This is a genomic window from Streptomyces sp. NPDC086077 (genome assembly GCF_040686175.1).
In the GTDB taxonomy this organism is placed as follows: domain Bacteria; phylum Actinomycetota; class Actinomycetes; order Streptomycetales; family Streptomycetaceae; genus Streptomyces.
On sequence record NZ_JBFBJT010000091.1, the window covers coordinates 1 to 20,952 of the forward strand.

Here is a 20,952-nt window from a genome sequence, read left to right on the forward strand (position 1 = left end):
CTCGGGGTGCGCGCCCGGCTTCCCGTCAACCCGGGGGCGGGGCCCGCTTTGCCCGGGGGCCCGGCACCGGTGGCCTGACAGGGGTGGGGTCAGGCGCGGGCGTCGCGCTCCCAGAGGTAGAAGCGCTGCGCCATCGCGTCCTTCGGGGACCGCCAGGTCTCCGGGTCGTACGCGCTGACGTACGCGGAGAGGCGCTCGCTGATCCCGACGAACTCGGGGTGCGAGGTGACCTTGGCGATGGCCGGTCCCGGCTCGCGCTCGGACTCGACGAGATGCATGTACACGTCGCCGAACTGGAAGAGGCTGCGCCGGACGACGCCGATGAGGTGCGGCAGCTCTCCACGGTCGGACTCCGCGAACACCTTGGCGATGTCGGGCGCGGAACCGGGAGCCATCTTGGCGACGATCAGTGCCTGATGCACGGGTCTACTCCTGTCCTCCGGCTCAGTCGGCCAGGGCCGGGGCGGACCGGTGACCGGCGGCCGCCTGCTGGATCTTGTCCCGGATCAGAGCCATCTGGATCTTGGAGTTCTTGTTGATGTTGTCGGTCATCCACGCGTCGTCGACCGGCGCGTCCGGCTTCATCGAGAAGTCCTGCGTCCAGACCATCCGGGTGCCGTCCGGGACCTCCTCGTACTCCCACCGGATGTTCATGTAGGCGAAGGGGCCGGTCTCCACGCGACGGGCCTCGACGCTGAGGTGCTCGCGGTCGGCGTCCCGCTCCGAGACCCAGCTCCACACCTTGCCGTTCTCGTCCGGGTGCATGGTGAGCCGGAAGGTGGTGGTGTTCCCCTCCTTGGTGAGGATCTCGGCACTGGCGTACTCGCTGAACAGCTGCGGCCAGTTGGCGACGTCGTTGGTCATGTCCCAGACCAGGTCGACGGGCGCGGCGATGGTGATCTCGTTCTGGGTGTGTCCGGCCATGTCAGGCTCCCGCGGGAAGTGCGCTGTTGACGAGGTCGAGGAACTGGCGGGGCGTCTTGGAACGCTCCGCGTCGTTGGGCATCGGCGCCCCGTGCCGGTTCTCCAGCTCGCCGACGATGCCGAGCAGTCCGAGCGAGTCGATGCCGAGGGCGTCGAAGCCCGCGTCGTACCGCTGCTGGAGCTCCTCGGGAGAGACCGAGACTCCGGCGGCCTTCTTCATGAGCTCGGACAGCTCTTCCAGTGTGATGCGGTGACTCATAGCGATCCCTTCTCCTTTGCTGCAGGGCAGCTGGTGTGTTCGGCTCACCCGGCGCCGCCGCGTCGCAGCACGAGCGCCGAGTTCGACCCCATGAGGCCCCTGCTGAGGACCAGCGCCGTACGCAGCTCGGCAGCGCGGGCGCGGCCGGTCACGAGGTCGAGGTCGTGGCAGATGTCGAAGACGCCGGGGGTGGGCGGGATCACGCCGTGCTCAAGGGCCAGCACCGCCGCCGTGGTGTCCAGCACCGGCGCCGCGCAGTACCCGCGGCCGATCCCGGTCTTGGGCGCCGTGACGGGCACGCGCCGCCCGTGCGCACCGAGTGCGTCCGCGATGGCCAGTGCCTCCGCACGGTCGGCCTCCGGCACCCCGAGGGCGTCGGCGAAGACCACGTCGACCTCCTCCGGGGCACAGCCGGCCTCGTCCAGGGCACCCCGGATCGCCTGGGCGAGCCCGTCCCGGGACTCGGTCCAGCGGGAGGCGCCGGTGAAGGTCGCCGAGTGCCCGGCGACGAAGGCCCGGACCTCGGCACCGCGTTCGCGGGCCGAGCTCTCCGCCTCCACCACGAGCATCGCGCCGCCCTCGGCCGGCACGAACCCGCAGGCGGCCTCCGTGAACGGGCGGTACGCGCGGGTCGGGTCGGCGACGGTGCTCAGCTCCTGGTAGCCGACCTGGCAGACCACCGAGTACGGCGCCAGCGGCGCCTCGGTGGAACCGGCCACGATCACGTCGGTGCCGCGGCGCACCGCACGCGCCGCGTGCGCCAGGGCGTCCAGACCGCCGGCCTCGTCGGAGGCGACGACCGAGCAGGGGCCCTTGAGCTTGCGGCGGATGGAGATCTGGCCGGTGCTCGCGGCGTAGAACCAGGCGATGGACTGGTAGGGGCCGACGAACCGGCTGCCCTTGCCCCACAGCTGCTGCAGCTCGCGCTGGCCGAACTCACCACCGCCGGAGCCGGCGGCCGTGACCACACCGATGGAGTACGGCTCCTCGGAGGTGTCGGCCTGCCCGAGCCGCGCGTCCTCCAGCGCGAAGTCCGCGGCAGCCATGGCGAAGTGCGTGAACCGGTCGGTCTGGACGAGGAACCGCTCCTCGATCGTCGCCGCCGGGTCGAAGCCCCGGACCTCGCCGGCCACCTTCAGCGGAAGGTGCTCACAGCCCTCGCGGGTGACCCGGTCGAGGACGTTGAGGCCTTCCTTGGTGGCCTTCCAGAAGGTGTCAATGGTGGTGCCGTTGGGCGCGACCACCCCGATGCCGGTGACGGCCGCGCGCCGATCGTGCGGTTCGCTCATCGTGTCCTCACTCCCTCGTTCGGGTCAGGACCACCGCCGACTGGAAGCCCCCGAACCCGCTGCCCACGGACAGGACGCTGGAGAGCTTCCGTTCGCGGGCGACACGCGGGACGTAGTCCAGGTCGCACTCGGGGTCGGGGGTCTCGTAGTTGGCGGTCGGCGGTACGACCTGCTTGGCGAGGGCCAGCACACAGGCGACCACCTCGATCGCCCCGATCGCCCCGAGTGAGTGCCCCACCATCGACTTGATGGAGCTCATGGGGGTGTCGTAGGCGTGCTGGCCGAGCGCCCGCTTCACGGCCGCCGTCTCGTGGCGGTCGTTCTGCCGGGTGCCGGATCCGTGTGCGTTGACGTAGTCGATCGCGGTCGGGTCCAGCCGGGCGTGGTCGAGTGCCAGATCTATCGCCCGGGCCATCTCCAGACCCTCGCTGGTCAGGCCGGTCATGTGGTAGGCGTTGCCGAAGGTGGCGTAGCCGCCCAGTTCGCAGTACACGTGGGCACCGCGGGCCCGTGCGTGTTCCAGTTCCTCCAGGACGAGCACGGCGCCGCCCTCGCCCATGACGAAGCCGTCACGGTTGTTGTCGAAGGGCCGGGAGGCGTGGGCCGGGTCGTCGTTGTTGGGTGACGTGGCCTTGATCGCGTCGAAGCAGGCCATGGTGATCGGGGAGATCGGGGAGTCCGAGGCACCCGCTATGCAGATGTCGGCCCGGCCCTCCTCCACCGTGTGGAAGGCGTACCCGACGGCGTCCAGGCCCGAGGTGCAGCCGGTGGAGACGGTCTGCACCGGACCCTGGGCGCCGAAACGTTCCGCCACCGCGGAGGCGACCGTACTGGGCGAGAACGCCCGGTGCAGATGTGCCTCCGCCTCCCTGTGGTCGACGTCCCAGCGCTCGCCGTGGTGACTGACCAGGACGTAGTCGTGCTCCAGCCGGGTGGTGCCGCCGACCGCGGTGCCCACGGACACCCCGATCCGCCACGGGTTCTCGCGGTTCAGGTCGAGACCGGAGTCCCGCACCGCCTCCGCACCGGCGACCAGAGCGAACTGTATGTACCGGTCCGCGCGCGCGACCTGTTCCTCGTCCAGGCCGTGCGCGGCCGGGTCGAAGTCGCACTCGGCGGCTATCTGCGACCGCAGTCCCGAGGGGTCGAAGAAGGTGATGCCCCGGGTCGCGGTCCGGCCGTTGGCCAGCAGGTCCCAGAAGGCCGGTACACCGATGCCGCCCGGGGCGACGATGCCTATGCCGGTCACCGCCACACGCCGGCTCATGACCGAACCTCACCTCGGTCGTGGGCGGCACCCGCGGAGGCGGGCTCCGTGACCACCGCGGCGGCCCCGATGACGTCCGTCTCCTCCGTGTCGACGTGCCCCAGGCTCGGGCGCGGGGCCAGCGGACCCAGGTGGAAGACGATGCGGGCCTCCACGTTGCCCACGTTCCGGAAGCGGTGACGCATGTGGGCGGGGATCATCAGACCCTGCTCCGGCCGGAGCGGGTGCGGTTCGCCGTCCAGGTCCACCTCCAGCTGACCGCAGACGACGTACACGAACTCCTCGGAGTACGGGTGGTAGTGCTCACCGATGCGGTCCCCGGGGTGCACGATGGCCACGCCCATGAAACCGCTGGTGGAGCCGACCGTGGTGGGGGTCAGCATGGCGCGCAGATCGCCGCCGCGCCGGGTGTTGGGCTCGACCTCGCTGAGGTCCACGATCTTCGGAAGGGGTTTGATCACGACGTTCCTCCGTGGGTGTGCTGCGCCTGATGGGGTCAGGCGTCCGGCGAGCGGCGGTCGGTGATGAGCTCCATGCCGGCGGCGTCGCCGTCCAGCAGGGACTTCAGCGGGGCCAGCGCCCCGGGCCTCGGCAGGGCCGCCTCGACGCCCGCGCCAGGTCGTACGTCGACCAGGCGGACGACGACGTCGTCGCGCTGGAAGACCGTGCTGCGCAGGACCGGGGTGCCCGGCTCCTCCGCCGCGTCCTCGTCCAGCCGGGCGAGCGCCTCGGCCAGCTGCATCCCGCAGCCCGGCCGGGCGGGGATGTAGAGGGCGTGCCGCTCACCCTCGTGCAGTTCGTCCGAGTCGACGTGGTGCACGGCCGGCAGGGCCGCCCGGGTGAAGAACACGCGCGCGGACTCGTCGCAGCTGAGGTCGCGCTCCTGCTCCAGGTACGGGTTGATGGCCTCCTCGACAGCCCTTACCTCGGGCTGCCGGGCGACGTGGCGCAGCGCCTGCAGCAGGTCGCCGCGGACCTCGATGGCCCGTACGACCCGGTTGCCGATCATGAACAGAGAGGTGCGGACCAGACGCGTGGTCTCGTCCACATGCGTCTCGGGCGAGTCGTAGTTCGCGAGGATCTTCGCGACCTCCGGCTCGCTGCCCGGCTTGACCGTGAAGGTCAGGGCGTGGCGGATCACACCGTCGCCGATCCGGGGGTTCATCTGCAGGTGGCGCTTGGCCGGGTCGACCTTCGCCAGTCCGCGGCCCATCTCGCGCACGACGTGGAAGCGCAGCGAGCGGGTGTCCCGGATGCAGCTGTGCATCGGCTGCACCATCTGCACGTGCTCCTCGCTGTTCACCCAGGCGAGGAACGGCGGGGCACTCTCCCACTCACTGGTGATGAGCCATTGGGAGGGATTCTCGATGGACTGGCACAGCTGGTCACTGACGTGGCCGGGCACCTTGGCCACCTGGTTGCACAGTTGCTCGTATGCCTCCAGGAACTGCTGCTGGGCACCGTCGTATACGTCGACCAGCAGGACGACCCTGAGGGGGGAGCCGTCGAACACGGACTGGGAGACCCGTTTCGACACCTGTCGCGTCAGCTGCTGCGAAACCTTTTCCGACGTAGTGGTCATGCTGCGGAATCTCCTTCTCTGGAGGCAGAGGCGAACGCCGCCGCCGATGACGCGACGTCAGCGCCTCTTGATCCTCTGCCGGTCCCCCGGAGTGCGCGACTCGCGTGAACCACGCGGGTGATAGATCACGCGGAGGCCCTTCGAGAGGGCATGAGAACTCCGACAACTTCCCCACCCCCCACCACTGCCTCAGGAGTCCTTGATGCAGCAGAAAGCCGATCACCAGGTTTCCGTCCTCGTCGTGGGCGGCTCTCTGGTGGGCCTGTCCCTGTCCCTCTTCCTGGGCCGTCTGGGCGTGCGTCACATGCTCGTCGAGCGGCACGCCGGGACCTCGATCCACCCCCGCGGCCGCGGCAACAACGTGCGGACGATGGAGCTTTACCGGGTTGCCGGCGTCGAGCCGGACATCAGGACGGCGGCCTCCCTCCTCGCGGAGAACCACGGCATCATGCAGACCCCGACGCTCGTCGGGGACGCCGGCGAATGGCTGTTCAAGGAGATCGACCCGGGCGGCGGCCTCGCGAAGTTCAGCCCTTCCGGGTGGTGCCTGTGCAGTCAGAACGACCTGGAGCCGGTGCTCAGGAAGAACGCCGAGGCGCTCGGCGGCGACCTGAGGTACTTCCACGAGCTGGAGTCCTTCGAGCAGGGTGCCGAAGGGGTGACGGCGTACGTCCGTGACCGCGACAGCGACGAGCTGAACACCGTCCGCGCGGACTACCTGGTCGCGGCCGACGGCCCGCGCAGCCCCGTCAGAAACCGGCTCGGCATCGGGCAGAGCGGGCCGGGCGACCTCTTCGCCAACGTGAGCATCACCTTCCGGTCCAAGCTGCTGGCCGGCATCGTCGGCGACCGGCGCTTCATCTGCTGCTACCTCACGAACCCCGAGGCGGACGGCGCGCTGCTGCCCATCGACAACAAGGAGAACTGGGTCTTCCACGCTCCCTGGCACCCGGAACACGGCGAAACTCTGGAGGAGTTCACCGAGGAGCGGCTCCAGCGGCACATCCGGCAGGCGGTCGGCGCGCCCGACCTCGACGTGGAGATCACCGGAAGGGCGTCCTGGCGTGCGGCCGAACGGGTCGCCGACCGGTACGCCCACGACCGGGTCTTCCTCGTCGGCGACTCCGCCCACGAGATGTCCCCGACAGGCGCGTTCGGCTCCAACACCGGTATCCAGGACGCCCACAACCTGGCCTGGAAGCTGTCGGCCGTCCTCGAGGGCTGGGCAGGCCCCGGGCTGCTGGAGACCTACGACGCCGAGCGCCGGCCGGTCGCCATGGCCACCAGCGCCCGCGCCTCGACCCGCTCGGTGGAGCACAGCCACCCCGGCTTCGCCCCGGCCCCCGGCGTCGGTGGCGGCAAGCGCGGCGGCATCCTCAACATCGTCCTCGCCTACCGCTACCCGGAGGGCGCCGTCGTGGGCGCCGACCCGACCGAGCCGGTCGTGCCCGAGGGGATGCGCCTGACCGCGGAGCCGGGCAGCCGGGCCCCGCACATGTGGCTGCGCCGTGCGGGCGAGCGGGTCTCCACGCTCGACCTGTACGAGCGGTCACTGGTGCTGTTGTGCGACGCCGGTTCCGGCGCGGGCCAGGCCTGGCACGCCGCCGCCCGGCGCATCGCCGACGCGGACGGCGTACGGCTGGACGCCTACCGGATCGGTGCCGGAGCCGATGCCGAGCTGGCGCTCGACACGGAGGACGACGACTGGGCGGCGACGCACGGCACGTCGGCCGACGGGGCGGTGCTGGTGCGTCCCGACGGATTCGTGGCCTGGCGCGCGTCCACGGGCGCGGCGGACCCGGAGGCCGAACTGCGCCGGGTCCTGGCGACGGTCCTGCACGGCAGCTGATCCCGGCCGGCCCGGCCGCACGACGAAGGCCACCCGCACCGACCGGTGCGGGTGGCCTTCTGCTTGTCGGACGGGTGCACCTCTCGCCTCCCGGCCGGCCGGAGCGGGAGCCCGCCGCCCGTCAGGCAGCGGGCCGCCCGAATGTCAGATGCCAGACGTCAGATGCGTACCTCGACCGTGCGGGCGACCCGGTCGTGCAGGCCGCGGCCGTCGCGGTCCCAGATCAGGGCGGGGACGGCCAGGCAGAGGAGGACCGTGCGCAGCAGCGCGCGGCCGGGGTGGGCGGTGCCCGTGTCGAGGGCGATCACGCGCACGCCGAAGAGGCGCTTGCCGGGGGTGATGCCGATCGTGCCGACGGTCAGGACGCTCATGACGAAGAAGATCAGCAGGGCCCAGTTGCCGGTCGCCTGGCCGTAGCCGTCCGTGATCAAGCTGTATGCGATCATGAGGCACAGACCCCAGTCGACGGCCAGCGCGCCGAGCCGCCGGCCCGGGCGGGCGATCGATCCGGGCCCCTGCTCCGGCAGGCCGAGCTGCTCGCCCCGGTAGCCGAAGTCCGCACCGGCGTCCTCCATGGCCGCGCGGGGGCCGGAGAGCCATGATCCGATTGCTTGCCTCTTGTCCACCCGACAAAGGTACTGCGCCCGGATTTGACCAAGGTACGGCGGGGTGGGTCCGCGTTACGGTGGAACAGAGCCGGTTAACTTCTGCGAAACAAATGGGTCACGCCCGAGAAATGACGCGTCCCTAGGGTCGGGTCAGCATGTGCCACCGCACTGGCCGCACGAACGAACTACCACCCCGGCGGGACGGTCGGGAGTAGGAGGAGCTGGATGTTCCAGAACGCCGACGAGGCCAAGAAGTTCATCGCCGACGAGGACGTCAAGTTCATCGACGTCCGCTTCTGCGACCTGCCGGGCGTCATGCAGCACTTCACGATTCCGGCTGCGGCGTTCGACGCGGAGGAGGAGCTGGCCTTCGACGGATCCTCGATCCGCGGTTTCCAGGCCATCCACGAGTCCGACATGGCGCTGCGCGCCGATCTGTCCACCGCTCGCGTGGACCCGTTCCGCCGGGACAAGACGGTCAACATCAACTTCTTCATCCACGACCCGATCACCGGTGAGCAGTACTCCCGTGACCCGCGGAACGTGGCGAAGAAGGCCGAGGCCTACCTCGCCTCCACCGGTATCGCCGACACCGCCTTCTTCGGCCCGGAGGCCGAGTTCTACGTCTTCGACAGCGTCCGTTTCAAGACGTCGGAGAACGAGTCCTTCTACCACATCGACTCCGAGGCGGGCGCCTGGAACACCGGCGCGCTGGAGGACAACCGCGGTTACAAGGTCCGCTACAAGGGTGGCTACTTCCCGACCCCGCCGGTCGACCACTTCGCCGACCTGCGTGCCGAGATCTCCCTGGAGCTGGACCGGGCCGGCCTGCAGGTCGAGCGCCAGCACCACGAGGTGGGCACCGCCGGCCAGGCCGAGATCAACTACAAGTTCAACACGCTGCTCGCCGCCGCCGACGACCTTCAGCTCTTCAAGTACATCGTGAAGAACGTCGCCTGGCGCAACGGCAAGACCGCGACCTTCATGCCGAAGCCGATCTTCGGTGACAACGGCTCGGGCATGCACGTCCACCAGTCGCTGTGGAGCAACGGCGACCCGCTGTTCTACGACGAGCAGGGCTACGCCGGCCTGTCGGACACCGCCCGCTACTACATCGGCGGCATCCTCAAGCACGCTCCGTCGCTGCTCGCGTTCACCAACCCGACGGTGAACTCGTACCACCGCCTGGTGCCGGGCTTCGAGGCGCCGGTCAACCTGGTGTACTCGCAGCGCAACCGCTCGGCCGCGATGCGTATCCCGATCACGGGCTCCAACCCGAAGGCCAAGCGCGTCGAGTTCCGCGCCCCGGACTCCTCGGGCAACCCGTACCTGGCCTTCTCGGCACTGCTCCTCGCAGGTCTGGACGGCATCAAGAACAAGATCGAGCCGGCCGAGCCGATCGACAAGGACCTGTACGAGCTGGCTCCCGAGGAGCACGCGGGCGTCTCGCAGGTCCCGACCTCCCTCGGCGCCGTCCTCGACCGCCTCGAGGCCGACCACGAGTTCCTCCTCCAGGGCGACGTCTTCACCCCCGACCTGATCGAGACGTGGATCGACTACAAGCGCACGAACGAGATCGCCCCGCTGCAGCTGCGTCCGCACCCGCACGAGTTCGAGCTGTACTTCGACGTGTAAAGATCAAGAGGGCTCTACGCTGGACGGACCCTCTGCGGACTCTTCAACAGTCCGCAGAGGGTCCGCAGCATTTTTGATCAAGGGTCCCATCGCTCGCTCGACAGCGGCCCGGGTCGACTGGTCCGAGTCGGGCCAGAGGTGACCGTATGTGTTCAGCGTCGTCGTCGCCTTCGAGTGCCGCAGCCGCTGCTGGACGATCTTGACATCGGCGCCGCTCGCGATGAGCATGCTCGCGTAGTAGTGGCGAAGATCGTGGAACCGGAACTCCGGCGACAGCCCCGGCACCTGCTTGCGAATCCTCCGCATGTGGCGCTCGACCTTCCACGGGCCCAGCTGTACACCCTCGTCATCGAGCAACACCCAGCCATCCGTGCGGCCGTCGAGCAGCCGCTTCAGCTCCCCCACGAACGCGTCCGGGATCGGCACCGCGGCCAAGCTCGACTCCGTCTTGAGCGGCAGGTCCGGATACTGCAGCGTCGGCGTCACCGTCCGCGCGTCGAGGTCGACGTCGACCAGGCGCAGCCCACACGCCTCCGCTGTACGCAGGCCGGCGAACGCACCCAGCAGCAGGGCGGGACGGTACTTCTCCTCGGCCGCCTCGTACAGCTGCCACAGCTGCGCGTCCGTGCAGACATAGGGCCGCTGCTTGCCGCCGCCGGGCGACGTCTCGCGTGAGCACGGGTTGGCCGTCAGCTTCTTCGCCCGGACCGCGGCCCTCATCACCTGGGACAGGCGGCTGTGCAGGGCGAAGCGGTACGACTGCGAGACGCCCTCGCGCAGCAGGCGGGCCATCCACCGCTTCACCGCCATCTCGTCGACAGCCAGCAGCGGGAGGCTCCCGAACTCCTCGCGGATCTGCGCCAGATGCACCTTCGCCTGGCGCACCGTCGACTCGCGCTTGGCGTAGGACTCAAGCCAGAGATCGCACCACTGGTCGACCGTCAGCTTCTTATCCTTGGGGTCGACGTAGGTGTTGGTGACCAGCGCGGCCGTCACCTCGTCGAGCCACCGCTCACCGTCGATCTTCCGGTCGAAGTGGCGTGCGTGCTCCTTGCCGGCGAGGTCCCGGTACCGGGCCCGCCACTTACCGTTCGGCCTCTTCTTGATGCTCTTGCTCGCCACTGGCATTCCCCTTGTGCTGACGAATCGCTTCCCAGCAGGACTGCACCTCCTGCTCGACCTCATCGAGCTCCTGCTGCGCGTCCGTGAGATCTGAAGCGGCACGGTCCTTTGCTCGCTTGGCGTCCGCGAGTCGCTGACGGGCTACGGTCTGGCGAACTTGCAGCTCGCCGAGCCTTACCGTCAGCTCGGCGAACTCGTCATCGAGCGGCATTGTCATGAGGTCCACGACCGTGACGCCTAGGACGTTAGCCAGTTCGTGCAGCTCGTTGACACGGATCGGGCGATCGGCCGCCTCCGTCTTGGCCACGGTCGTCTGACGCCATGAGTGCCCCTGGTCAAGCATCCGTTGGGCCAAGTCCCTCTGCGACCAGCCTCGAATCTCCCGGAACTGTTTGACGCGCTGACCAACGAGCTCCTCAGGGGAGTGGAATCCAAGAGCGTCCTCCATTGACGGAGTGCCCTTAGCCTGCCCCTTCGCGTTTTGATCCTCCATGAGAATCGACGGTAGACGTTGGAGGAGGTTGACTGCAAGCCGCAGCCGGTGCAATCCTCAAGCGAGATCACTTGCCGATACCGCAGGAGGATTGCATGAAGCAGAGTCTTGCGCTGTCCGCGGCTGCAAGCCCCGCGTACCTGACCACAAACGAGGTCGCAGCGCGCTACCGCACAGTGCCCAGCACGGTCCGGTACTGGCGGCACACCGGCTACATCCCCGGTGGCGTCAAGCGAGGTCGGAGGGTGCTCTACTCCGTCGCCGCGCTCGACGCTTGGGACGCCGAGCAGACGGAGGCCGGCGCAGCATGACGACCGACAGCACTGATCCCCGGGAGTCCCTAGCTCCCGGGGATCGTGAAGACCGAGCGGCGGCAGGCAGCGGGTCTGCCGCCACCGTAGCGCAGCCGACGGAGGTCCCGCGAGGACCCCAGTCGGAGGACGTTGTCGCCGACTGGTGGGCGCGCGCCGAAACGGCATGGGCCACGAGCGACTTCCCCCAGTACGGAAGCCCCGAGTGGGAAGCCCTCGACGACACCGACCCCTCCAAGCTCGCGGCCATGCTCAGCGCCGCCGAGAAGTGGAGGCAGCTGTGAGTTCCGAACGGATCGCCGTACTCGCCGACGACAACCTGTACGTGGCGCCGAACCCGATGTTCTGCACGGGACTCACCACGAAGGGCAAACGGTGCTCGTTCCTCGCCTGGCCCCGCGATTGCGGTGAGTGGGCGTACATCGTGAGCCGCACCGGCATCCTGTACGCCATCGACGCCGGCCCCGGCTGGCTCCCTGAGGCCCGAGTACAGCGCTGCGACGTCCACACGGACGCGCCCGCGTTCTGCGCGCCCGAGGTTGAGCCGTTCGACCCGCAGCGCCACGCGTTTCTCGTTCAGCCGCTCACGGATCAATGGGTGCGCCTATGAGTGACGAGAAGGACCCCGTCCGCGTCGGCCGGTTCGAGTGGGAGCGGCTGATGCTGATGAGCGTCCCGCACCCGACGAACTTCAAGCTGCTGCCGCTCGGTGTGTTCATGAGCGCCGACGGCGGCAGGGTCCGCCCGGGGAACGCCGGCCTGGCTCAGTTCGGCCCGCACGAGAAGACGTGGGCGAAGCTCCTGCGTTGGGCTGTAGCCGAGGGCTGGCTGTTGCAGGTCGAGCGTGGCGGCGCACGGCGCGGCCCTAACGGGACAACGATCGTGCGCGCCTCGGTGTACGCCGCGTCGGTGCCTCAGCCGGTATGGGAGCGCCGCTTGGAGATCCTGGGAGCGCCCCCGTTCCGGGCGCCGGGTCTTGAAGGGAGCGCCTCGGACGCGTTGAAGGGAGCGCCTGAGGACTCCCCGCACGGTGCCGACAGTTTGAAGGGAGCGCCTGTCGCTCCCTTCAACGCCCCGGACCCCTCTTTGAAGGGAGCGCCAAGGGACTCCCTTCCCGAGTCTTTGAAGGGAGCGATCCCGGATTTTGAAGGGAGCGATCCGAGTTTTGAAGGGAGCGTTCCCGGTTTTGAAGGGAGCGCCCAGGCGCTCCCCCATCACGTAGTTCCATCACGTAGTAATTCATCAAGCACCACCTCCACCACCTCCGTGGCTGAGGCCCCCGAGGACGGACCCGTCATCAGTGGTGACGGAACCGAGGGAGGCGGAGGCGGAGAGTTCTTTTCTTCAGAAGATCAAGAACAGGACAAGCCGCTTGCGCGGGCCGAGTCGTTCGTCGACGGCCTTACCTACCGAGGCAGGCAGCCAGGACAGACACGGCGAGCCAAGCTGACCATCCGTGTAGCTGCCGCCTTCAAGGACGGATGGACCGAGAACGGGCTACGCCGCTATCTCGACATCAGCGACGATCCGAGCGTGCGTGATCCCGCCGCCGTGTACGCGCACCGGCTGAAGGAGGAAGAGCTCCCCGAGGCAACCATGGTGCAGAGCACCACGGTTCTGCCGCCGGCCTGCGACACCTGCCTGCGCTTCAACCCGGCAGCCGCAACGGATGTGAGCCTGCGACACGACCCGACCAGCTGGACAGAGAAGCCCTGCCCGAACTGCCACCCGGCAGCCGTGGGCAAATCCCCACAGTTGCCGGAAGCCTGCCAGCCCTGCCTGCTGGAGAACCCGCATGCGCGGACCAACATCCGGTTCCGCACCCGGGTCATCGACGGGGAGATGCAGGCCTGCCCCGACTGCCACCCCAAGCGCGTCGCCTTCCTGGCACGGCAGAGCAGCGGCAACGGGGACATGTGGGACCGGGCCATGGTCCGCGCGCGGCAGCGCATGGCGACCGGCGCCCGCGCCGACACGCACAGCGCCGACGACTACCGGGCCGCCTCGGTGGAAGACCTCTTCACTCCTCGCGGCAGGCCGCTCGTGGGCACTGACGCCAAGGTCGCCGGCTGGCTGGCACTGAGCCGCCAGATCGCGGACGAGGAACGCCAGCAGAACGGCCACCAGCCGTACCAAAACCCCGCCGACCAGTCCGTCTACGAAGAGGACTTCGGTCCCGGCCCGGCCGTCGACGGGTCCTCATACGACGGGCCCCTCTGAACGGAGAACCATGACCAGTCACGTCGAGCAGCAGATAGCCGCGCGTATCGCCGCGGCGAAGACCAAGCGCATGCGGCAGAAGCGGCAGCGCGCCGAGCTGAACGAGGCCCGCCAGTACGGGCTTGAGATCCGGCACAGCACGAAGATCAAGCGAGGTGGCCGCCGTGGCTGAGCGCCTCACGTTCACCCTGTCGGGCCGGGACGAACTGTCCCGCGTCCTGAACGGCACCGCCGACAGCGCCGACCGACTCCGGCTCCGTCTCGCAGGTATCACCGCGGACGCCGACGGCCGGCTGCGGGACCTTCAGGGCCGCTTCCTGACGACCGACGAAGCCCTGCGGCGCCTGGCCGACGGTGCCGACAACACCCGAAACAGCGTCCGCAGCCTGTCCGAGGAGACCGGACGGCTCGGCGAAGCCCTCAACGCCAACCTCATCAGCCTTCTCCCCGCGGCCCTGCCCGCCGCCGCAGGCCTGGCGTCGTCGGCTGCGGCCGTCGCCGCCCAGTTCGGTGCCGTAGCCCTCGCAGCGGGCGCCTACGCCCTCGCGCTGGGCCCGCAGATGGGCGCCATCAGCGAAGCCACACAGCTGCAGGACAAGTACGAGGAGGCCCTGCGCACCTCAGGGGCAGGCAGCGACGAAGCGTCCACGGCCCTCGTCGCCTACCAGCAGAAGCTGGCCCAGCTTCCCCCGGCCACCCGCGAGGCAGCCGTCGCGGTAGGCCTGCTGAAGGACAATTACCAGGAGTGGTCCGACAGCCTGTCCGGCGACGTGATGGCCCCGTTCATCAAGGGCGTCGCCGTGACGAACGCGCTCCTGCCGAAGACGACCGGCTTCGTGCAGGACGCCTCCGGGCAGTTCGACCGGCTCGTCACCCTCGTCGCCGGCGGCATCTCCACCCCCGGCTTCGACGTCCTCACCGGCAAGGTGCAGGCGTTCTCCGAACGGACCATGCGCGAGGCCGTCGACAACCTCACCGTGTTCCTCGCCAAGCTGGAAGCCGGGCAGTACAACGACAGCGGCATCACGCAGTTCTTCGACTACGCCCAGCAGGCCGGGCCTGTCGTCATGGACACGCTGGAGAACGTCGCCGAAGCCCTCTTCCACGTCCTCGAAGCCGGATCCGAGGCCGGCATGGGCATGCTCGACGTCATCAACGTTCTCTCCGGCATCGTCTCGGCTGTCCCCCCGGACGCCATCGCTCTCTTCCTGCAGCTGGCCATCGCCATCAAGGCCGTCAAGCTCGCGGCGGCCGGGTCCGCGGCCGCCGGCGCGGCAATCGGCTCCCTCGGCACGCAGATCGCCGCCGCCCGGGTGGCGGCAGCCGCAGCGCCCGGAGCGCTCGCCGCCACGGGAGCCGCGATCGGCGCCCTGTCCCGCACAGCGAAGATCGCCATGGCGGGTACCGGTATCGGCCTGCTGCTGATCGGCCTCGACCAGCTCGGAGACAAGGGCCGCGCCTCCGCCCCCGACGTCGACAAGCTGGCCCTGTCGCTGCGCAACCTCGCCGACTCCGGACGGTTCAGCGGCGAACTCGCCAAGACGTTCGGCGACATGGACGGCCTCATCGACAAGGTGCGGAAGCTGCAGACGGAGACGGACAAGGCCAACGAGACAGCGTTCGGGTTCCGCATCCCCGGCCTCGACGACGCCGCAGACTGGATCTCCGGGAAGATCAACGACATCAGCAAGGGCGAGGAAAGCCTCAGCAGCCTCCGCAGCGAATTCGACGCCCTCGACAAGGGCATGGCCTCCCTCGTCTCGAACGGCTACACCACCGCCGCAGCCGACAACTTCCAGGCCATCTCGGACGCGATGAGGGACGCCGGCTACTCCACCGAAACCATCAACGGCCTGTTCGGCGAATACCGGGAAGCCGTCGCCGGGCACGCCCTGGAGAACCGCCTCGCCGCAGCGTCCATGGGCATCTTCGGCGACCAGGCGATCGAGGTGCAGGGCCAGCTGGAGATGCAGAAGCAGTCCGCGGACGGGCTCCGGCAGGCCATCCTGGCCCTGAACGACGCACACCGGTCCGCCTACGACGCGCAGATCGGTTTCGAGGCGAGCCTCGACGCGCTCACGGAATCGTTCAAGGAGAACGGTGCGACGCTCGACCTGAACACCGAGGCCGGCCGGGCGAACGCTCAGGCCATGTCCGGAGCCGCCAAAGCCAACGACGAAATGCTCGCCGCGGGCCTCGCCGCAGGTGAATCGCTCGGGTCGATGACGAAGAAGTCGGACGGCCTCCGCTCGGAAATGCTCCGCCTGGCCGAAGCGACCGGCATGACCGATCGGGAAGCCCGCGAGTACGTCAACACGCTGCTTGGCACACCCGCCGAGGTCAAGACCGCGGTCCGGCTGGAACGCGAGGACGCCATCAGCGGCCTTAAGGCCGTACAGACCGAAATCCGGAACACGCCCGGCGCCAAGAGCGTCCGTGTCGACACCCTGAACGCGGCAGCGATCAAGGCGCTTGAACAGGTGGGCCTCAAGACCCGTCAGCTGCCCGACGGGAAGACCGAGGTATACACCGCCAACGGCAAGGCGCTAGTCAGCATCAGCGCGGTGAACAGGGCCCTGAACAACCTCGACGGGAAGACGGCCCACACCTACACGACGCACCACGTCACTACGGTGCGGCGCGAAATCGCGGCCGCCAACAACACGGGACGGCCGCAGCAGGGAGAGGGCGGCTACTCCAAGTACGCCAGCGGTGGCACGCCCCGCGCCGGTGAGTTTGCGCTCGTCGGTGAAGAGGGCCCGGAGCTGGTGATATTCGGGGAGGCTGCCCGGGTCTTCGATGCGCTGACGACTCGCGCTCTGATCGGTGCGGCCGGTGACGGGCGGATCCCCGCGGGCCGCGCGATCAGTCCCGGTCTGCCCGCGCCCGTGGCGGCAAGCAACAGCAGCAACGGCGAGGCCGGCCAGCCCAGCGTCACCAACCACTTCACGTTCAACGCGCGGAAGTCCGTCGTCGACATCGAGGACTTCAAGCTGTTCCAGCGCCAGGAAGAGGCCCGCCAGCGCATCGGACGGCCCGCATGAGGACCGCCACGACGGCCCGCCGCACCTGGTGCGCCACCTGCGCCCGACGCCTCTGGCGCGGCCAATACCTGCGCTGCCCCCTCGGCTGCGGAGCGGCCGTCTGCCGTCGCCGGCCGTCCTGCGGCAACACCCACCTCCCCCAGTGCCCCACACGGCACCCCAACGTCGCCTAGGACTCCTGATGACCACACGCGCCACCACCGTCCGCGACGCTGTCGCCCTCATCACCGGCGCCCTCGCCGACCCCGAACCGGCCATCGACCGCACCCTCGACCAGATCATCGAAGACCTCGAACAGGCCGAACCCATCGACGTCATCACCGCGTTCGCCGCCTTCACCACCGGCCTCGCCCGCGACCTCGCCCTCGTCACCGGCGAATGCAGCGAGGACATCTGGCAGCTGTACGTCGACCGCATCACCCGCAACCTCACCGGAGGGAACTGACCATGGACCAGGAACAGCGTCTCGCCCTCATCCGCAGCGGGGCACCCGAGAGGGACCGCGCGGCCACCAGGAAGCTCGCCAGGGAAGGACGGGAGGGCCGCACCGGTCAACTCCCCACCCTGCCCGCCGGCGCCCGCCAGACGGCCCCCAGGGCGCTCAGCGAACGGGAACAGCTCCTCGCGGACGGGTTCGCCTTCTCCGTCGCCCAGGCGGACCAGGAGAGGGCCGCAGGCGAGCACTGGGGCCGCCGCCGCCGCGCCGACCGTGAACGCGCCACCCGGCAAGCCATGCACGACGCGCTCCGCGGCAGCATCCGCGAAGCCTGGAACGGCGGAGACGACACGGCATGACCCGCACCGACCAGCTGCGAGCCTGCGCCGAACACGAGGCCGCGCACACCATCGTCGCCCTGCACCACCGCGTACCCGTCTACGACATCCACCTGCGCGCCAACGGCACCGGCTACACGCAGATATCCCCGCACTGCGCCCCCAGCGTCACCGCCGCCATCACGTCGGCCGGCGACCTGTGGCAGCGGGAACTCGGCACCGTGCCCTACCTCGACCTGTCATGCGGCGACCTGCAGGCCATGGAGCAACGACACGGCCTCGACGCTCTGTGGGCTGCCGAACGGAACGCCCGCCGCGTCCTCGTGCAACGGCGCCGCGCCGTGCTCGCCCTCGCCGACCGGCTCATGACCGAACGCACCATCCGCCTGGCACTCCCGCCGGCCGCCTAGACCAGGGACGGGACGTCAAACCGGACGGTCTTCACTGGCAAGGCAGCGAGGGTCCCGCGTGTGACCCGATGACCTGCCTGCGTCCCGGCCCGCACCCTGTGCCCAGCACCCCACACCCGGAGTGCTGGGCACAGCGCTGCCCACCCCGCCCGCGGCGGTCAGGTGTGGCGACCACCCACGGTGAGCACACCGGCTCGCCCGCTCGCACCACGACGCGAAGTCACCACGAGCAGCAGGCAGACGAGCCCAGCCCCCAGGGGAGGGGGGCGCGGAGTCATCGTGAAAAACCGCAGATGGGCGACCCAACCGCACCTCTCGCTCGATTTTTTGCGCGGCCGATTTGAGAGCCCTAATCCATGCGAACTGAGTTGGGTCACATTAGCGGCTGTCACTCTCCGTCACCCTCACTGTCTGTTACCTCCTGTTATTTCCCGGAAGTCACCTTCGCCGGATTAGTGGCCGGGGAGGGAAGCAGAAAAGGGGAGCCCTGAGACCCGAAATCCGGGTCTCAGGGCTCCCCTAGTGGGTGCCTCCCTCGCCTCCCTCAACTGCCGTTTATGCAGGCCAGGCCCGGGGAGGCAGGGCAGGGAGGCGGGTAGGGAGAACTCCCCTACTCCTCGGTGCCTCCCTCGTCTTCGTCGTCGTCCTCCCGGGCCGCGATCGCGTCGAGGATCCGGTCGAGACTGACGTGCATCTTGCCGCCGTTGGTCTTGTACTCGCCGTGCCCGGCGTCGTCGAGGACGCCCTTGAGGTCGCGGAACGACCAGCTGCCGTACTCGGCCGGGTTGAGGTCCTGCAGTCCGTGCAGCACGTCCTGCGTCCGCATCTTCGGCTCGTGCCCCAACACGGCCGCGATGTTGGCGAGGTGGTCGACCGGGGCGAACGCGGGCGCGTCCACCGGGCCGGTTCCCTCGTGCAGGCCCATCGCCCGCTCGACGACCGGCGTGACCTCGTCGACGCCCTTCTCCGGGTCCCGCGCCACGTAGTGGGAGCGGATCACCTCGAACGGCTTGTTGCTGAAGCCCACGGACACGGCGGTGCCGACGTCCTCGCCAGGGATCAGCGTGGTCGCGGTGATGCCGGCCTTGTGCTTCCCGGAGCCGAGCAGACCATCGTTGGCGACGTGGTCGCCCACGGCGAACGCCAGGCGGTGCGAGGTGTTGCGGGTGACGTCCCGCGGCAGGCTTTCCGCGGTCGGCGAGACCGTGGTCCAGATGAGGGTGATGCCCACCTTGCGGGCCTTCTTCATCACCTTCACGGCCAGCTCAGCGGCCTCTTTGCCGTAGGTCTTGTGCATGAACAGCTCGTGGCACTCGTCGAAGACGACGACCTTCGGCCGCATCCGGGTGTCCCGCTGGGCCAGTTCCCGCGTCAGCTTGGTCGCCTCGCCGCCGAGCTCCTCCAGCAGCTTGCCCCGCTCGGTGACCTCGTCTCGCAGGTTCCGCAGGGCGACCAGCGCGGCCCGGATGTCGTCGTCCTCGTCGCCCTTGACGAGCACGCTGAGCCGCGGCTTCAGCGGGTCGTAGTCGACGTTGTACGCCATGACGTAGGCCTCGACGACCACCAGCGGGTCGAGGATCGCGCCGAGCAGCAGCGTGATGACGATGGACGTCTTACCCGAGCCCATGATGCCGCCGACCATGTAGTTGGCGGCCATCAGCTTCCCGATGATGGGCTCGCCGCGCTGTGACACGGCGACCGGTACGCCCTTGAAGTAGTCGGCCGTCCCCTCGGTGAGCAGCGGCCACGGCGGCACCACACCGGACAGGGAGCCCTGATCGGCCACCCACAGGTCGAGCACGCCCGGCTGCGTAGGCGGTTCGGTCGGCCACGTCTCGACCGGCTTGCGCATCAGGTTGTGCGCCAGGACGTTCTTCTTCCCGGCGATCATCTCGACGGTGACACCGAGCGGCAGCTGCAGCTGGGTGTGCCAGCCGTTCCCCGAGCGGGTCGTGGGCTGCACCCAACGCGGCTGCCAGCCGTCCTTGATGGCCTTGTTCAGCGGGGCGATGGACAGGTTGCCCAGCGCCCGCAGGATGGCGTTCTCGTCGGGCACGACGTCCCGCTGCTCAGGGTCCCCGGGCAGCGCCCAGGCGGGGGCCGCCTGCCGCTGCCGGCCGACCGCCCACACCCCGGCGAGGACCAGCCACGGCAGGGCCACGAGCAGCACGTCCCAGACCACTCCGGCGATGAACGCAGCCCACGCGACCAGCTCGACCACGGTACGGATGGGGGTGAGGACGTCGGAGACGTCACCGCTGGCCCAGGCCAGCATGATGCCGAGAATCAGCAGGATGCCCGCCCCGCCGGCCGTGCCCATGGCGATCGCCTTCGGGGCGTTGATGGCCAGCTGCAGAAGCTCCATACGGCGCCGGTGGCGGGACTGGCGGAAGATGTACGCCCGCTGCTCCCAGTCGCGGGCCACGTCTTCCTGCCCGGCTGCCTCGGCTGCACGCATGAACCGTTCGTGCCGGGCGGTCGTCCTTGAGTCCCAGGCGCGCTTGGTGAGGATGCGGGTGCCGCCGACGACGTAGGCGCCGTGGCGGACGGTGAAGCGGTAGGCGGGGCTCGTGCGGGTCTCGACGACGACGCGCCGCAGCGAGTCGATACGCACCCGGCGGCGCGGCCGTTCGGGCTGCTGGGGGGCCGGTGCGGGCGTCTGCTCCGGAGCGAACTTGAGCAGCGACACCTTCGGCGCCGCGTGCCCGTTCACCCGCTCGGGGACAAGATCCGTCATGCTGGGGGTTCCTTCTCTCTTGTGAGGGATAGGGGGCCCGGGGACGGTCGCTTGCTTGGCGGTGGGAGGCCGTCCCCGGGGCGTGGTCACAGGTAGCGGCGCAGGTCGCCTTCGAGGCGACGCGCGGTCCGCTCGTGCTCATTCATCTGCTGCCGGGCGGCGGCCCGGTCCTTGCTCGTGCTGGCGGCCCGCATGCTGGCCTTCGCGGCTGCAGCCGCACGACGGGCCTTCTCCAGCCGTGCGGCCAGGGCGTCGGCCTCGGCCTCGCCGCGGAGGGCGGCCCGCTCCTCGATCCGCTCGACCTGCCGCTTCACGCTCGCGCTGATGGTGTCCTCGTTGCGGTCACCGCGCATCGACTGCCGGGCGGCCTTGCCGACGAGGCGGGCCAGCTGCCACTTCTCGCCCCGGGTGTACGACGACTTGGTCAT

General features: G+C 69.3%; 23 protein-coding genes. 11 read left to right on the forward strand and 12 right to left on the reverse strand.

Annotation, left to right across the window (positions count from 1 at the left end):
- Positions 1–89: 89 nt before the first annotated feature.
- The 7 genes from AB0O67_RS24260 to AB0O67_RS24290 are packed head-to-tail and all read right to left on the reverse strand — an operon-like array spanning position 90 to position 5,321.
- Positions 90–422: a TcmI family type II polyketide cyclase gene (locus AB0O67_RS24260; protein WP_365453604.1), complete on the reverse strand. Its 333-nt coding sequence runs from the start codon at positions 420–422 to the stop codon at positions 90–92.
- A 22-nt stretch (positions 423–444) separates the two neighbouring features.
- Positions 445–924, reverse strand: a complete 480-nt coding sequence (locus AB0O67_RS24265) for an SRPBCC family protein (protein ID WP_365453607.1) — start codon at positions 922–924, stop codon at positions 445–447.
- A gap of 1 nt (position 925) precedes the next feature.
- Positions 926–1,183 carry an acyl carrier protein gene (locus tag AB0O67_RS24270; RefSeq protein WP_365453610.1) on the reverse strand — a complete coding sequence of 86 codons (258 nt, stop codon included), beginning with the start codon at positions 1,181–1,183 and terminating at the stop codon, positions 926–928.
- 44 nt (positions 1,184–1,227) lie between these two features.
- Positions 1,228–2,472: a ketosynthase chain-length factor gene (locus AB0O67_RS24275; protein ID WP_365453613.1), complete on the reverse strand. Its 1,245-nt coding sequence runs from the start codon at positions 2,470–2,472 to the stop codon at positions 1,228–1,230.
- 7 nt (positions 2,473–2,479) lie between these two features.
- Positions 2,480–3,739: a beta-ketoacyl-[acyl-carrier-protein] synthase family protein gene (locus AB0O67_RS24280; protein WP_365453616.1), complete on the reverse strand. Its 1,260-nt coding sequence runs from the start codon at positions 3,737–3,739 to the stop codon at positions 2,480–2,482.
- On the reverse strand, positions 3,736–4,200 hold the full coding sequence (locus AB0O67_RS24285; protein WP_365453620.1) for a cupin domain-containing protein: 465 nt from the start codon (positions 4,198–4,200) through the stop codon (positions 3,736–3,738). The genes AB0O67_RS24280 and AB0O67_RS24285 overlap by 4 nt, the downstream gene beginning before the upstream one ends.
- Before the next feature lie 35 nt (positions 4,201–4,235).
- Entirely contained in the window at positions 4,236–5,321 is a 1,086-nt protein-coding gene (locus AB0O67_RS24290) for a TcmI family type II polyketide cyclase (protein ID WP_365453623.1), read from the reverse strand.
- 202 nt (positions 5,322–5,523) lie between these two features.
- Here AB0O67_RS24290 and AB0O67_RS24295 point away from each other — a divergent pair, with 202 nt between their 5' ends.
- A complete protein-coding gene (locus AB0O67_RS24295) occupies positions 5,524–7,170 on the forward strand; it encodes an FAD-dependent monooxygenase (RefSeq protein ID WP_365453626.1) in 1,647 nt (548 codons plus the stop codon).
- A gap of 158 nt (positions 7,171–7,328) precedes the next feature.
- On the opposite strand, the gene AB0O67_RS24300 is transcribed toward AB0O67_RS24295, so the two are convergent.
- The gene (locus AB0O67_RS24300; RefSeq protein WP_365453629.1) at positions 7,329–7,796 is read right to left on the reverse strand and encodes an RDD family protein; all 468 of its coding nucleotides are present in this window, start codon (positions 7,794–7,796) and stop codon (positions 7,329–7,331) included.
- A 207-nt stretch (positions 7,797–8,003) separates the two neighbouring features.
- On the opposite strand from AB0O67_RS24300, the gene glnA reads away from it, so the two are divergent.
- Positions 8,004–9,413: a type I glutamate--ammonia ligase gene (gene glnA / locus AB0O67_RS24305; protein ID WP_365453632.1), complete on the forward strand. Its 1,410-nt coding sequence runs from the start codon at positions 8,004–8,006 to the stop codon at positions 9,411–9,413.
- 3 nt (positions 9,414–9,416) lie between these two features.
- Here glnA and AB0O67_RS24310 read toward each other — a convergent pair whose 3' ends face one another.
- Positions 9,417–10,535 (reverse strand): site-specific integrase, encoded by a 1,119-nt coding sequence (locus tag AB0O67_RS24310; protein WP_365453635.1) that lies wholly within the window; start codon positions 10,533–10,535, stop codon positions 9,417–9,419.
- Entirely contained in the window at positions 10,498–11,028 is a 531-nt protein-coding gene (locus AB0O67_RS24315) for a helix-turn-helix transcriptional regulator (RefSeq protein WP_365453638.1), read from the reverse strand. Before AB0O67_RS24315 ends, AB0O67_RS24310 begins: the two co-directional genes overlap by 38 nt.
- A 95-nt stretch (positions 11,029–11,123) precedes the next feature.
- Here AB0O67_RS24315 and AB0O67_RS24320 point away from each other — a divergent pair, with 95 nt between their 5' ends.
- From AB0O67_RS24320 to AB0O67_RS24360, 9 genes are all read left to right on the forward strand, one after another.
- Positions 11,124–11,339: a helix-turn-helix domain-containing protein gene (locus AB0O67_RS24320; RefSeq protein WP_365453641.1), complete on the forward strand. Its 216-nt coding sequence runs from the start codon at positions 11,124–11,126 to the stop codon at positions 11,337–11,339.
- On the forward strand, positions 11,336–11,623 hold the full coding sequence (locus AB0O67_RS24325; RefSeq protein ID WP_365453644.1) for a DUF2742 domain-containing protein: 288 nt from the start codon (positions 11,336–11,338) through the stop codon (positions 11,621–11,623). Before AB0O67_RS24320 ends, AB0O67_RS24325 begins: the two co-directional genes overlap by 4 nt.
- The gene (locus AB0O67_RS24330; protein ID WP_365453647.1) at positions 11,620–11,949 is read left to right on the forward strand and encodes a hypothetical protein; all 330 of its coding nucleotides are present in this window, start codon (positions 11,620–11,622) and stop codon (positions 11,947–11,949) included. Before AB0O67_RS24325 ends, AB0O67_RS24330 begins: the two co-directional genes overlap by 4 nt.
- Positions 11,950–12,056: 107 nt before the next feature.
- Positions 12,057–13,559: a hypothetical protein gene (locus AB0O67_RS24335; RefSeq protein ID WP_365453650.1), complete on the forward strand. Its 1,503-nt coding sequence runs from the start codon at positions 12,057–12,059 to the stop codon at positions 13,557–13,559.
- A 10-nt stretch (positions 13,560–13,569) separates the two neighbouring features.
- Positions 13,570–13,731, forward strand: a complete 162-nt coding sequence (locus tag AB0O67_RS24340; RefSeq protein ID WP_365453653.1) for a hypothetical protein — start codon at positions 13,570–13,572, stop codon at positions 13,729–13,731.
- Positions 13,724–16,603 (forward strand): hypothetical protein, encoded by a 2,880-nt coding sequence (locus AB0O67_RS24345; RefSeq protein ID WP_365453656.1) that lies wholly within the window; start codon positions 13,724–13,726, stop codon positions 16,601–16,603. The genes AB0O67_RS24340 and AB0O67_RS24345 overlap by 8 nt, the downstream gene beginning before the upstream one ends.
- 181 nt (positions 16,604–16,784) lie before the next feature.
- Positions 16,785–17,048: a hypothetical protein gene (locus AB0O67_RS24350; RefSeq protein ID WP_365453659.1), complete on the forward strand. Its 264-nt coding sequence runs from the start codon at positions 16,785–16,787 to the stop codon at positions 17,046–17,048.
- A gap of 2 nt (positions 17,049–17,050) precedes the next feature.
- On the forward strand, positions 17,051–17,398 hold the full coding sequence (locus AB0O67_RS24355; RefSeq protein WP_365453662.1) for a hypothetical protein: 348 nt from the start codon (positions 17,051–17,053) through the stop codon (positions 17,396–17,398).
- Positions 17,395–17,787: a hypothetical protein gene (locus tag AB0O67_RS24360; protein ID WP_365453665.1), complete on the forward strand. Its 393-nt coding sequence runs from the start codon at positions 17,395–17,397 to the stop codon at positions 17,785–17,787. Before AB0O67_RS24355 ends, AB0O67_RS24360 begins: the two co-directional genes overlap by 4 nt.
- A 610-nt stretch (positions 17,788–18,397) precedes the next feature.
- Here the strand turns inward: AB0O67_RS24360 and AB0O67_RS24365 are convergent.
- Together AB0O67_RS24365 and AB0O67_RS24370 are read right to left on the reverse strand one after the other, a co-directional pair.
- Positions 18,398–20,524 (reverse strand): zonular occludens toxin domain-containing protein, encoded by a 2,127-nt coding sequence (locus AB0O67_RS24365; protein ID WP_365453667.1) that lies wholly within the window; start codon positions 20,522–20,524, stop codon positions 18,398–18,400.
- 86 nt (positions 20,525–20,610) lie between these two features.
- Positions 20,611–20,952: a hypothetical protein gene (locus AB0O67_RS24370; RefSeq protein WP_365453670.1), complete on the reverse strand. Its 342-nt coding sequence runs from the start codon at positions 20,950–20,952 to the stop codon at positions 20,611–20,613.